Source organism: Yersinia antarctica, from assembly GCF_056636475.1.
Genome location: NZ_JBSJQF010000001.1, coordinates 905,571 through 919,753, shown reverse-complemented (window position 1 = coordinate 919,753; position 14,183 = coordinate 905,571). Strand labels below are relative to the sequence as shown.

The following is a 14,183-nucleotide window of genomic DNA, read 5'->3' as shown; positions in this document are numbered from 1 at the left end:
TTAAATAATTAGCCGATATATCTATCCAAAATAATTGGCCCTGATAGCTAACAACGCTGCGGCGTCAATAAGCAGGATATCCCCATTTAGCTGGCTGAATGGGACACCGACAGATAAAAATGCAGTCATAAATCATGAAATATTTTTTGTTTACGTTTTGGCTGGCATTTATTGCCAGTCCGTCGCTGGCTCAGGGGCTAAGCGGCACAATAGAATTAAGCTTAACTATCGTGCCATCTTGTCAGGTGCAATCACCGAATCAAAATGAACACATAGCTAATGATGCAAAAGTAAATTATCCACAAATACACTGCCAACGAGGAGGTGGCTTGGTTAGCGAACCTAAAATCAGCCATTCTTTTATTGCGACAGATGGCTCATTACTCAGCCAAACCAGTAACAGCCAGATGACACAGTTGATCACTGTAGAATGGTAATATTCAGATGAAAAAAACCGCAACTATTAAAGTTGCGGTTTTTTATCGGAAATTGAGTGGACTAATTATACCCAAAGTCATTGGTGTTACAGCAGGGCAGTAAACGAACGACAAATCAGTCAGAAGCGATTTGAACAGCATTGATGCTAGCCCGTAGAGTGTGCCTTCAAAATAAGGCTCACTAATCCCGATGAGCTGGCCCAATTCAGTGGTTCGGTTAAGTGAATACAGCTAACGTCGTTGTAGCATCAAGGACACAGGATAAATTAAATGCTGAAAGAAGAACCGCAACCACAGGTACTTTTCGCATTCGGGTTCGTCACAATAAAGCGTGAGCCTTCCAACCCTTCGGTATAATCCACCGCACCGCCGACCAGATATTGCAGGCTCATCGGATCAACAACCAATTCCACGCCTTGCTTTTCGATGGTCATATCCCCATCGTTGATTTGATCATCGAAAGTAAAACCATACTGGAACCCGCTGCATCCGCCACCGGTAATATAAACCCGCAGCTTCAGATTCGGATTTTCCTCATCAGAAATCAGCAGTTTAACTTTCTTAGCTGCTGCCTCAGTAAACTGTAGGGGCAGTACTGTTTCATCGCTCATACTCATCACTCCCAACCGGTGTTCGAGTTGCAGGTTACTACAATGGCAGCCTGATCTAATCATCAATTATCTAATACCTGAGTAATTCATTCAAGTATTGCTGGCTAATGTTATATATTATCTACCTGTTTGAGTATCATTTTCAACCACCGGTTGTTGTTGTTCACTCGCAGATGCAGCCTGCTCTTGTCTTTGTAATGTGCGGGCTAAAATAGCTGAATACAAGGGCTTACCCCCCATAAATTGTGCTATTAATGTGGCGCCCAAGCAGGTCACTATCATTGGTAAAATAAGCTGATAATTATCGGTCATCTCCAACACCAAAACTATCCCAGTCAGTGGTGCACGTACCGATGCAGCAAACAGCGCCCCCATCCCGGCAATAGCAAAAGTCCCGGCCTCAATGCCGTATTCGGGGAAAAAATACGCGCAGGACAAACCGAAAGCAGTACCCAAAATAGTTCCTAAAGCCAACATTGGGGCAAATATCCCGCCAGGTGCACCAGAACCAAAGCACAATAGTGTCGTAATAACTCGAGCAATAAAAATGAATAGCAACATGCCGATACTGAAGTTACCGGCTGTCGCAATAGGAATTAATGCAAAACCACCCCCCACAGCCTCGCCATGAAACAATGCCAATAAACCACACATTCCTCCCAGCAGGCCGCCAAGCAAAACTAACTTGCGCCAATCACCACCGTGGAAACGCATGAACATATCCTGCGTGCGGAATATTAACGCATTGAACATCACACCGATGGCACCGAAAATAATCCCCAGCACAAGGTAAAGCCATAATGTGTCCAGTGGCACTTCGCTCATTTTACCGACATCAATAACCGCATGTTCACCGTTAAAATAGCGGTAGACGATAGTAGATGTTATCACCCCGACAAATACGGCTTTGATTGATACCAGACTGTAGCGGAACTGAGAGCGCATCTCTTCAATAACGAACAAAATCCCCGCCAGCGGGGCATTGAAGGCCGCAGACAACCCGGCAGCTGCACCTGTTGCCAGCAATGAGTGACGTGCTTCAGGGCTGTGCAGACGAAAGATATCGACAATCATCCGCCCGCTATTACCCCCCATCTGTACCATCGGCCCTTCCCGGCCTAACACCATGCCCGCCCCTAATGTTCCAAGGCCGCCAATAAATTTAACCGGAATAACCCGCCACCAGCGCACTGGCCGCATTTCCTCCATTGCCCCTTCGATTTCAGGAATACCTGAACCACCAGCCTCAGGAGCAAAACGACGCACCAAAAAATAACCTACCATCGCCAGCAACGCCGACATAACGAAAGCCAGCGGCCATACCAAAATTGCGTAATCCGCGACTTTGGCCAGCGTTGCCAACCTTTGTTGTTGGATCCAATCGACGCCGCGATCAAAAGCCACAGCCAGCAAACCGGTAACAACCCCGACCACACCAGCCATAATAAGAATAACCAACGGCGTTTTATCACGATTAACCAATGCTCGGATAAAACGACCCCGTTTGAGTTCAGTAACGCCTTCAGCAGGCATTGGTTGCGTTGAATCAGTCATGATTAGTCTATTTATCAATTGAATAATAAGTAATACAAATGAACAGTAGTCTGAGTTTAGACTACATCATCATGATGTGCCTGCTTAAACGTCGATGAAACACTCTGGCTTAGAATGTAAGTTTAGCGATGAAAGTTTCGAATATGCGGCACGTCGCGCAAGCTAGCAGTTAATTATGCCCAATCATTTGATAACCGCGGCCAGTTCTTTAGAATAGGTACCATTGTCTATGGTCATAGCTGATGTTAACAACATTCATTTTATATAACTCACTGTTATTTAATATAATATCATCTCAGCCAATGTCATCAAGCCCAATTCAGGAGCCAGTTTATGAGTAAGTCCGAAAGTCTGTATGCCCAGGCACAGCAGGTGATCCCAGGCGGGGTTAACTCTCCGGTGCGTGCATTCACCGGTGTCGGTGGCGTTCCATTGTTTATTGAACGTGCTGACGGCGCTTATCTATTTGATGTCGATGGTAAAGCTTACATCGATTATGTCGGCTCCTGGGGTCCGATGGTGCTTGGTCACAATCATCCCGCCATTCGTCAGGCCGTAATTGAAGCAGTCGAGCGCGGCCTAAGCTTTGGCGCACCGACAGCGATGGAAGTCAAAATGGCTGAGTTGGTGACAGAATTAGTGCCAACCATGGATATGGTACGGATGGTTAACTCCGGTACCGAAGCCACCATGAGCGCCATTCGTCTAGCCCGAGGTTTCACTGCGCGCGATAAAATCATCAAGTTTGAAGGCTGCTATCACGGCCACGCCGACTGCCTATTAGTAAAAGCAGGCTCTGGCGCATTGACCCTCGGTCAGCCAAACTCTCCGGGGGTACCGGCTGATTTCGCTAAGCACACTCTGACCTGTATTTATAACGATCTCGCCTCTGTACGTGAAGCCTTTGAGCAATACCCACAAGAAATCGCCTGTATCATTGTTGAACCTGTCGCTGGCAATATGAACTGCATACTACCGCAGCCAGAATTCCTGCCGGGGCTGCGTGATCTATGTGATGAATTTGGTGCATTGCTGATTATTGATGAGGTCATGACGGGTTTCCGGGTGGCATTAGCCGGGGCGCAGGATTACTACCATGTCATTCCTGACTTAACCTGTCTGGGGAAAATTATCGGTGGTGGTATGCCGGTGGGTGCTTTCGGTGGTCGCCGTGATGTCATGGAGGCACTGGCACCGACTGGACCAGTTTATCAGGCGGGAACTCTCTCCGGGAACCCTATCGCTATGGCGGCGGGTTATGCCTGTTTAACTGAAGTGGCACAGGTAGGTATTCATGAAACCCTGACCGAGTTAACCGATTTACTGGCAACTGGCCTGCTCGATGCAGCACAAGCAGAGAATATCCCGCTGGTGGTTAACCACGTTGGTGGCATGTTTGGTATCTTCTTTAGCAATTCACCAACGGTCACCTGCTATCAGGATGTCATGAATTGTGATGTTGAACGCTTTAAACGTTTCTTCCATTTGATGCTGGCAGAAGGCGTCTATCTGGCCCCTTCTGCGTTTGAAGCCGGTTTTATGTCCGTCGCACATAGCAAAGAGGATATCCAGAGAACCGTCGATGCTGCCCGCCGGTGCTTTGCCAAACTTTAATATCTATAGATACTATAACCACAGCCAAAACGCTGGAGGTGGTTATAAATTAAAGCCCAGAGGTTTAATGCGCTTAATTAATTTAATGCCGATTAACGGTATAAAGTAATTCTGATATTTCTACATACTGTGGAATATCACCACCACTACTACCATTCCAACTTGGCCCCATAGGAAGTGTAGGCATTTTAACTTCAACTGGGTGATAATCTATTATATTACGGGTTACTGGTTGAACAGTATCAATGTGCGTCGTCAGAGAAAAAGTTAATACATCGGAAATGAGTAACACACCAAAGCCTGTCACTATCAGGCCATATATTAACAAGATATTAATCAACACCTTGTCATTAACTCCATGCAGAAAAAACTTACTTTTTTCATGAATTAATTCAGTCATCTTATTTCTCTCCAATTTAATTACCACTAAATAATGAGTAGAATAATCAGACAAACTAATAACTTAAAAATAATTTACATTGCATTATTTAGTTTGATAATATACAGGTAACTATCAAATTGACAATCACAATTAGCGTCTAAGTAACGCGGTGGATTTTCTGCCTGATTCTTTCACACTATCATATAAAAACTCATGAGCAATACTTTATTACTTATTAAATTTAACTGAGTTTAAATATAATTAACAATGCATGTAGTATTTTTATTTATAATAATTTTAAATACAATAATCATTAAATAATATTACTATAAATTAACCCAATATCCTCTATATCATCGACTCATAATTAATAGCTCGATGATATATTTGATAAAAAATCTAACTACAGTTCAGAATCCATATTCAAACGAAGCAGATTATTGACATAATAACCGCTTACCGCCCTTGTTTACGCAATAAATAAACAAAGTAAGGAGCACCAATAAATGTTGCCAACAACCCTGCGGGGATTTGGTTCGGGAACAACAGCATGCGGCCACACCAGTCGGCAAATACCATCAGCAGTCCACCTAAAATAGCCGCGATAAACAGTTGTGGAATGGCTCGGCGAAAGCCCATCATACGCGCCATATGTGGTGCCATCAGCCCGACAAAACTTAAAGGCCCAACTGTCAGGGTAGCCGCGGCAGTTAAGATGGCAGCCAATAACAAAATGGCTAACCGGCTAGGTGCAAGCGCCATACCCAGTGCTCTGGCGGTGACACTGCCCAATGGCAAAATCATTAACCATCTGCGGCACAGTGGCGCTAATGTAATCAGCACCAAAGCAACTAAACCGGTTGTTACTGCCTGTGTTCCATTAACCGAGTAGGTAGAGCCAGAAATCCACGCCAGCAAGCCGCGCATACGTGGGTCGCCACTGGCCAGTAACATAGTGATTACCGTGGTAAAGGCGGTGCTCAGTGCAATCCCTGCTAATAGCATTCTGCCTGGAGAGAACCCGCCACGACCAGCAACCACCAGAATCAACAATAACGTGGCCGCAGCCCCTAAGCTCCCGGCGGGTAGCAACCATAGCAACGCATTACCTGGCACGATAAACATCATGACCACCACCCCGAAAGAAGCACCAGAGCTGATACCCAGAACTTCGGGGCTAGCCATTGGGTTACCCGTCAGTTTTTGGATTAAGGTCCCCGCCACCGCCAGCATCATACCGGCCGATAATGCCGCGAGCACACGTGGCCAGCGCCAATGTAACACTGCCTGAAGTTCATCACCGGTAATCCAACTCCAGCCCTGATTGTCGCGGCCGAGCATAAGCGCTACCGTCAACCCAGCCAGCAGTAACAGCAAACCAACACTTATCCATAATCCTAAATGCTGTCGTTCAGCAGGAACATTATCGCCAAAATCCATATTGGGTGCGGTCGCACTGTGTAAACGTGGTAGTAGCCACAACAGTAGTGGTGCACCAATCAAGGCGGTCGCCGCACCGGTAGGAATCTCCCGCCAGACTTGCGTCAGCCAGATGATGCTCTGATCGGTAACCCAGAGCAGTAACGCCCCGACTACCGGTGCCAGTATCAAGCGCTGAGATAACCGCCGCGCACCAAAAATTTTCGCCAACAGTGGCGCAAATAGACCGATAAACCCAATGACTCCGACTGCATTAACTAACATCGCACTGAAAATAATTGCCACGCCCAGCGCACTCAACCGCGCCAGTGATAACCCCAGTCCTAGATTACGAGCAATGCCATCATCTAGCCCCAATAGGGTTAATGGGCGTATCAGTAAAGCTGCCAATATGCAGGTAATCACTAAGCGTGGCAGAATAAATTGCACCGTACTCCAATCCTGCTGATTCAGTGCGCCACTGCTCCATAAGAACAGCCCCTGCAACTGGTCATAGTTAAATAGTGCCAACAGACCATTAACTGCACCACAGTACAAACCAAGAACCAGGCCAGCCAGAATCAGAGTGACAGGCGAGAGTCGTTTTCCCCAGGCGACACCAAATACCAACGCACCGATGACCATACCACCAGCCATTGCTGCCAGTTGGCGGGTCAATTCGCCACCGGGTAACATCCATAGGGTAGCGACTGTCAGCCCAAGTTGGGCACCCGCCGCGACACCGAGTGTGGCGGGTTCGGCCAATGGGTTACGCAGCACTTGCTGGAATAAAACACCGACTAACCCTAACCCAGCACCGGTGAGCAGTGCGACGACCAACCTAGGTAACTGGCTGTAATGGAATAACATCTGGCGCACATCATTGTTGTCTGGCCGCCATAACGCTTCAGCCCATAATGAAACGGGCAATAATTGGCGCAGATTATATAGAGTCAGTGCCACGGCAATTATCAATAACAGCCCAAGTAATCCAATGGGCAGTAACCCGCTCTTGCGTGGATGGGTTGCCATCATGATGCATTACCCCATGCCTGCTCCAAAAGACGCACAAAACGCATGGCAGACAACGTTGAGCCGTAGAACCACACCGGCGGCAATATTCGTAATTGGTTTTGACGCACAAATGACATAGATTGCCACAACGGAGTGCCAGCAACCTGTTGTAACATTTCACGATTACCATGATCGAAGCAGATGGCGCGCCCCTGTTTTATGGTCGCTAAACGTTCAATACCCACAACCGAGCTACCCCAGAGATTGGTTTCTCCCTGCCAGGCATTTTCAATCTTCAATTGGTCCAATACATCTTGGAATAGGCTGCCTTTGCCGATAACCAGCGCATGGCGAGTGTCCAACAGAGTAAACATCAGTAGTGGTGCCTGGCTGGTGTGATAAAGACGTTGACGAGCTACCTGCATAAAGTGGGCAAAGTCAGCAATATGCTGCTCCGCAACCGTTTCTAGCCCTAGCCGTTGGCCCAGCGTGCGCAATGAGTTCCGGCCAACTGCCAGCGGTGAACTGCCCTCTTCATTAAAGGCAAAACTCATCGAGGGAGCGATAGGAGCGAGTTTTTCCGGCGAAGGGCCAAAGCCTTGCGACATCAGGATTAGCGACGGTGCCATTTGCTGTAGCAGTTCCAGGTTAGGTTCAGTACGCTGCCCCACATCAATAACACTGGCAGGCAATTCAGGATCTTCAACCCATAGTCGGTAATTATGGGTGTCAGCCACACCATAAGGTGTAACCCCCAATGCCAACAGTAACTCAGTGGGTAACCACTCTAACGTGACAACTCGATTAGCATCAATCTTGCCGCTATTCTGCGCCCAACTGGGCAATGACAGCAGTAACGGCGATAGTGCTAATGCGGTAAGCAGTCTGCGCCGAGAGTGATCTGGCATCGCGCAATGAGATTCAACCATGGATAAATGTGTTGTCATTAGTACACGAAGCTTACCGGCGCACCACCGGCCGGATGCGGTAATATCCCCATTGGGATACCGTAGATTTGCTCCAATACCTCTCCCTGCATCAGACTGTCAGCCGGCCCTTGTGCAATCATCTCCCCGCCACGCAATGCCACTAAGTGGTCGCAATAACGGGCGGCCATATTGATATCATGCAACACAGCAATGACCGTCAATCCGCGTTCACGACTGAGATGTTGAATTAACCCTAATACCTCTACCTGGTGCGCAATATCCAGTGCCGAAGTCGGTTCATCGAGCAATAGGCAGCGGCTATTTTGTGCCACCAGCATGGCCAACCAGGCACGCTGCCGTTCACCACCGGATAAACTGTCAACCAACCGGCTAGCCAAGGGTTTTAAATCGACCAGTGCAATTGCCTCTTCCACTTGTTGGCGGTCTTCCTGACGAAAACGGCCTAACGCGCCATGCCACGGATAGCGGCCAATCGCCACCAATTCACGTACCGTCATCCCTTCAGCCGCCGGTAACTGTTGTGGCAAATAAGCAACTTCACGGGCAAACGCTTTGCTGTCCCACAGTGCTAATGGCACATCATTGAGTAAGGCTTCGCCACTTGATGGTGGCTGATGGCGACCCAGCATTTTTAATAGTGTTGATTTACCGGAACCATTATGGCCGATAAGTCCGCAGACTTTGCCTTGTGGGAATGTCAGTGACAGTGGCTGTAATAAGGTTCGGCCGGGAACCGAAAAACTCAGCTCACGGAGGATAAAGGTGCTGGATTGGCTTGCCTGTTGGTCCAAGATGGTGCCCTGCGATTAAAAGTTAACGGGTTTAACAATTATTGCGACCCGAACGTTATCGAAAAATAGCGAGAAAGTGAATCGAAACGATAATAATTATCAAAGTGAAATAATTATCAAAGCAGGTAGTTTATGCGTAACCTGCGACGAACTGCAAGCGCTAAGCCAGCCGATTGAGTAGTAAGAAATGAGGGGATAAGGTGCGGAGGCAAAACAGTGGAGCTGTGGAGCATGAATAGACTGGCACGGTCGCGATAACCGTGCCAGTGGGTTAACTGTTACTGGCCGAACATATCTTTTATCCAGCCGGCAACACCGTCGCCTTCGGCTTGTGGTTGCGAAGCGGGCTGAGCCGCCTTACACAACCCCTGTGGGTTTTCAGTCCAGACAGGAATGGTGCGCATACCACCAGCCTCACCACAGACAAAGTTACCCGCCGAATCAATGCTCATCTCGCTAATCCCTTCCGGTGGTTGCAACACCAACGGCAGTGGAGTCTGGTTCTCCAGATAGCGGCGATACAAGGTTAGCGCACCATTAGCTCCGGTCAGTTTTGCCGGGCCGTTATTGTCACGACCAACCCAGGCAATCGCCACTTCCTTACCATCAATACCGGCAAACCAGCTATCACGCAGGTCGTTGGTAGTACCGGTTTTGGCCGCCAGTGTGTATTTGGAGAATTTCACTGACAGCGAACGAGAGGTACCACGGGCCACCCCTTGTTGCATCGCATAAAGTGTCAAATAGGCCGCCTGAGCAGGTACCATACGTTCCGCCTGTGGGAAGCTCTGATACAGCACGGTGCCATCTTCGGCAATAACCGAACGCACCGCCGATAACGGTGCACGGTTACCGCCACTGGCGATAGTCTGATACTCCTGTGCCACTTCAACCGGAGTCAGGTCAATCGCCCCCAGTAACATGGCCGGAACTGGAGTAATAGCGGCTTTCGGGATCCCTAATCGCTGCAACATCGCACTGATTTGATCCAACCCAACCGACATTCCCAGATTCACCGTCGGCACGTTCAGCGAGTTAGCCAGCCCATCAACCAACATCACCTGACCACGGAACTGGCGATCATAGTTTTTTGGCTGCCATGATGAACCGTTTGGTAATTTGATCGACAACGGTTGATCAGATAACCAAGTGTTAAGGCGGTATTTATCTGGCTCACTCAATGCCGTCAGATAAGTGGGTGGCTTGGCAAGAGAACCGACTAAACGACGAGCCTGCATTGCACGGTTAAAGCCTGCATACTGCGGCTGTGCGCCGCCCACCATGGCACGAACTTCGCCACTGAAGCGGTCAACAATCACCATCGCCGCTTCCAGATCATCCAAATGACGAGCGGCTTTCAGCGCCGGAATGCCGTCTTCAATGGCTTTTTCTGCTGCATCTTGTGAAACTGGATCCAGTGTGGTGAAGATCTTCACACCAGATAGATCGTTAATCTTGTCACCCAGTTTCTGTTGCAGTTCCTGACGCACCATCTGCATAAAGGCTGGCTGGGGAGTAATAACACCGCCTTTTGGCTGTACCCCCAGCGGGCGGGCACTAAGCATGGTGTAAAGCTCTGCGTCAATCACACCTTGATTCTGTAACAGGCGCAACACCAGATTGCGACGTTCAAGTGCCAGCGTTGGGTTACGCCATGGGTTATACAGCGACGCCCCCTTCACCATACCCACCAGCATCGCTTGCTGATCAAGGCTCAGTTCATTTACCGGGCGACCAAAGTAATACAGGCTTGCCAGCGGGAAACCACGAATCTGATCGCTACCACTTTGACCGAGATACACTTCGTTCAGATACAGTTCCAGAATCCGATCTTTGCTGTAACGGTAATCCACCAACAGAGCCATATAGGCTTCGTTAAGTTTGCGCCACAGTGAACGCTCGTTGGTCAGGAACAGGTTTTTCACCAATTGCTGCGTCAGGGTACTGCCGCCCTGCACCGCTTTACCGGCAGTCAGGTTAGCGACTACTGCGCGGCCAATGGAGTACGGGCTGATGCCATCGTGCTCATAGAAATGGCGGTCTTCGGTTGCCAGCAAAGTATCGACTAACAAATCAGGGAAACCGGCACGCGGCACAAACAGACGCTGTTCACCGTTAGGTGATTGCAGCATGGTAATCAACTTAGGATCAAGGCGCAGGAAACCGAAATCACGCTGATTATCCAGATTTTGGATCTGGGCCAGACGATCGTTTTTAAACACCAAACGCGCGCGGATCTGGCCCTCTTTCGCATCAGGGAAATCAAATGGGCGGCGCAAGATATCAATACTATCGCCCTGAACCGTGAATTCACCTGGACGGGTCATACGGGTAACCTGCCGGTATTGCATCCCTTCCAGCAAATCGACCATCTCTTTTTTGCTGTAGGACATCCCCGGTTCAAGGTTAACCATGCGGCCATACACAGCGGCTGGCAGTTGCCAAACTTTGCCATCGATGCGGCTGCGAATTTGCGAATCGAGGTAAACCCCATAAATAGCCAGCACCACGGCACCGACTAAAAACAGTTTGATAAATAAGCCGAGCCAGCGGCGTTTTTTACGGGGCGGACGTGATGCTACCTTTCTTGGCATCGGCTCTTCCTCGTCATCGTAGTCATCATCGTCGTGCTCTTCGTCATCTAAATAGTCTTCTTCTTCGAACTCATCTTCATCACGCCGCCGGCGCAGTGGCCGTTTCGATGCGACTTTGGGTAGGGCTTTCTTGCCCTTGCGCCCTATTGGCTCGCGGTCATCCCCAGACATGTATTTATCTCCACGCGCATTGGCGATTATTGCGGCTTAATGTGTTCCCCAATTTATCGAATAGAAAGGGGAAACATCTGAAATTATTGGCTCTGATACTTCTTGGTCCTGCGGGTTGGCCGGGTATTGGCAGGGTCATCCGGCCAGACATGTTTGGGATAACGCCCTTTCATCTCTTTTTGTACCTCCCGATATGCGCCTTGCCAGAAAGCGGCTAGATCACCCGTAATCTGTAATGGCCGATGTGCCGGGGAGAGCAGTTCTAACACCACCGCCACCCGCCCGCAGGCCAGCATCGGGCTGTGTTGTTCGCCAAAGACCTCCTGCAAACGCACCGCCAGTACCGGTGGCCGCTCGACATAATAACGGATTGGCAGGCGGCTCCCCGTGGGCACAGTGTAATGAGTTGGCAGCTCAGTATCCAGCCGTTGACGTAACTGCCAGCTCAACAAGCGGGTTAATGCCTCGCTAATGTTCACTTGCCGCAATCCGCGGAAAGCCCGCACGCCGGACAGCGACGGCTGTAACCACAGCTCAAGTTTGCTCAGCAAACTGTCATCATCCATCGCAGGCCAAGGCTCCTCAGGTAGCCAGCGGGCAGCACATTGTAATCGAACGCGTAACTGCTCGGCATGCTCATCCCAATTGAGTACCTGCAACCCTTGCTCGCGTATCCAGTTAAGTAATGCCGATTGCAATGCCTCATCGCTCGGCTTGGCTAACGGTTGCGCCCGTAAGGTCAAACGCCCGATTTGCCAGCGTCGCCAGGCCCGCAGCGTACCCTTTTCTTCATCCCATTCCACCACCATCCGCTCGTCGACTAACCGGGGTAATTGTTTTACCAGTTGTTCAACATCAATCGGCAATGCCAGCAAAATACGCGCATCCGGCCCGCTGTTGCTTTGTAATAAGTTGGCGGCCACTAGCCAGGGGGTACGTGACAGCGCCTCATCCTGAGCCATTGCAGCCCCCATACCGTTAGCCAACAGGTAGCGACCATCCAGCCCTCTCTGCTGCGCGATGCGATCAGGGTAAGCCAGTGCCAGCAATTGGCCGGCGAGATTACTGTCCACGTTGCCTGAACGGCGGTTGACTCTTTGCGTCAATTGCCGTGCCCGGCGCTGCCAGTGAGGTTGCGGCCGACTAAGCCAATCGTGTAAATCAATCTGACCAGAACGGGGTGGTTCTTCCAAAATGGCGGCCAGCAATGCCGCCGTTGCCAACGCATCGGGGCTTTGTTCAGCGGCAAAGCACAACATGGCCGCCAAACGCGGTTCACAACCTAAACTCGCCATACTGCGCCCCGTAGCACTAAGGTGCCCATGGGTGTTGATGGCCCCGAGTCGCATCAATAATTCGCGCGCGACAATGAGTGCCGCCTGCGGCGGTTGATCCAGCCAGCTCAGTTGTGCCACATCCTGACAGCCCCAATTCAGCAGTTCCAACCATAAGCTGCATAGATCGCTGTTGAGGATTTCCGGCTCACTGTATTCCGCTGCTCGATCGGCTTGCTCTTTAGCAAACAAATGCCAGCAGATACCCGGTTCCAGCCGCCCGGCACGCCCGGCACGCTGAATCATTGAGGCCTGACTGATACGCTGGGTGACTAATCGGGTCAGGCCATTTTTCACATCAAAACACGCTACCCGCTCCAGGCCACTGTCCACCACCAGCCGAATACCTTCAATGGTCAAACTGGTTTCGGCAATATTAGTCGCCAGCACCACTTTGCGCCGTCCGGCGAGAGCCGGTTGAATCGCTTTCTGCTGTTCACTGAGCGGCAGCGCACCATACAGCGGGCAAAGATCTGTGTCGTTGGCTACGGCACCGTGCAAGCGCTCCATCACGCGATGGATTTCACCGACACCGGGTAAAAATAGCAATAAAGAACCGGGTTGCTCATTTAATAAACGCTTAACCCGACTGGAAACCCCATCTTCAAGCCGCTCATGGCTTGATAGCGGCTGATAGCAACGATCGACGGGAAAGCTGCGCCCAGCCGAGACAATGGCTGGCGCGCAAGGAAGTAGCGAGGAAAGACGCTGGTTGTCCAGAGTCGCGGACATGATTAACAGTTTTAGGTCATCGCGCAGCCCCTGCTGTACATCCAGCAATAGCGCCAGCGCTAAATCAGCTTGCAAACTGCGTTCATGGAATTCATCGAGGATCACCAGCGAGACGCCCGTTAGCTCAGCATCCTGTTGGAGCATGCGCGTCAAAATGCCTTCGGTTACTACTTCCAAACGCGTATCTGGCCCGCTTTTGCTTTCAGCACGCATCCGATAGCCTACCGTCTGGCCGGGTTGTTCCCCCAGTTGTTGCGCCAGGCGGTAAGCCACATTTTTCGCCGCCAGCCGCCGTGGTTCCAGCATGATAATCCGCCCTGGCAACCCACTGTATTGCAGGATTTGCAGCGGTAACCAGGTCGATTTTCCCGCGCCGGTCGGGGCATGGAGTAAGACTTGCGATGAGGTTTGCAACGCAGAGAGTATCTCGCTGAGCACTTCACTTACCGGTAAAGCAATCACTGTCGCATCACGCTCTTTCTGGTTCACCACCACATTTGTCTCCATGCTCTACTTTCATCATCAGTCATTGTAACATCATGGCCGTAGAGCGTATTTAGCCGAGTGATTATGCCAACCA

At 50.0% G+C, this 14,183-nt stretch carries 10 protein-coding genes; 2 read left to right on the top strand and 8 right to left on the bottom strand.

Going from position 1 to position 14,183, the window contains the following annotated elements; all coding sequences use genetic code 11:
* Positions 1-134 precede the first annotated feature (134 nt).
* Positions 135-437 (top strand): hypothetical protein, encoded by a 303-nt coding sequence (locus ACWJJO_RS04075; protein ID WP_372568694.1) that lies wholly within the window; start codon positions 135-137, stop codon positions 435-437.
* A gap of 266 nt (positions 438-703) precedes the next feature.
* Here ACWJJO_RS04075 and erpA read toward each other — a convergent pair whose 3' ends face one another.
* Positions 704-1,048, bottom strand: a complete 345-nt coding sequence (gene erpA, locus ACWJJO_RS04070; protein ID WP_004706254.1) for an iron-sulfur cluster insertion protein ErpA — start codon at positions 1,046-1,048, stop codon at positions 704-706.
* A gap of 117 nt (positions 1,049-1,165) precedes the next feature.
* The gene (gene clcA, locus ACWJJO_RS04065; RefSeq protein ID WP_083160438.1) at positions 1,166-2,602 is read right to left on the bottom strand and encodes a H(+)/Cl(-) exchange transporter ClcA; all 1,437 of its coding nucleotides are present in this window, start codon (positions 2,600-2,602) and stop codon (positions 1,166-1,168) included.
* A 333-nt stretch (positions 2,603-2,935) separates the two neighbouring features.
* On the opposite strand from clcA, the gene hemL reads away from it, so the two are divergent.
* Positions 2,936-4,216, top strand: coding sequence for a glutamate-1-semialdehyde 2,1-aminomutase (hemL, locus tag ACWJJO_RS04060; protein WP_083160440.1), 1,281 nt, complete (start codon positions 2,936-2,938; stop codon positions 4,214-4,216).
* 82 nt (positions 4,217-4,298) lie between these two features.
* Here hemL and ACWJJO_RS04055 read toward each other — a convergent pair whose 3' ends face one another.
* The 6 genes from ACWJJO_RS04055 to hrpB all read right to left on the bottom strand — a co-directional run bounded on the left by ACWJJO_RS04055 (position 4,299) and on the right by hrpB (position 14,110).
* Entirely contained in the window at positions 4,299-4,616 is a 318-nt protein-coding gene (locus ACWJJO_RS04055; RefSeq protein ID WP_083160442.1) for an E492 group microcin, read from the bottom strand.
* Between the two features lie 438 nt (positions 4,617-5,054).
* Positions 5,055-7,052, bottom strand: coding sequence for a Fe(3+)-hydroxamate ABC transporter permease FhuB (gene fhuB, locus ACWJJO_RS04050; protein WP_083160444.1), 1,998 nt, complete (start codon positions 7,050-7,052; stop codon positions 5,055-5,057).
* Positions 7,049-7,978 (bottom strand): Fe(3+)-hydroxamate ABC transporter substrate-binding protein FhuD, encoded by a 930-nt coding sequence (fhuD, locus tag ACWJJO_RS04045; RefSeq protein ID WP_442851157.1) that lies wholly within the window; start codon positions 7,976-7,978, stop codon positions 7,049-7,051. The genes fhuB and fhuD overlap by 4 nt, the downstream gene beginning before the upstream one ends.
* Positions 7,978-8,772 carry a Fe3+-hydroxamate ABC transporter ATP-binding protein FhuC gene (gene fhuC / locus ACWJJO_RS04040; protein WP_083160448.1) on the bottom strand — a complete coding sequence of 265 codons (795 nt, stop codon included), beginning with the start codon at positions 8,770-8,772 and terminating at the stop codon, positions 7,978-7,980. Before fhuC ends, fhuD begins: the two co-directional genes overlap by 1 nt.
* 278 nt (positions 8,773-9,050) lie before the next feature.
* On the bottom strand, positions 9,051-11,537 hold the full coding sequence (gene mrcB / locus ACWJJO_RS04035) for a bifunctional glycosyl transferase/transpeptidase (RefSeq protein WP_442821252.1): 2,487 nt from the start codon (positions 11,535-11,537) through the stop codon (positions 9,051-9,053).
* Positions 11,538-11,620: 83 nt separating this feature from the next.
* Positions 11,621-14,110, bottom strand: a complete 2,490-nt coding sequence (gene hrpB / locus ACWJJO_RS04030; RefSeq protein WP_481090660.1) for an ATP-dependent helicase HrpB — start codon at positions 14,108-14,110, stop codon at positions 11,621-11,623.
* Positions 14,111-14,183: the final 73 nt, after the last annotated feature.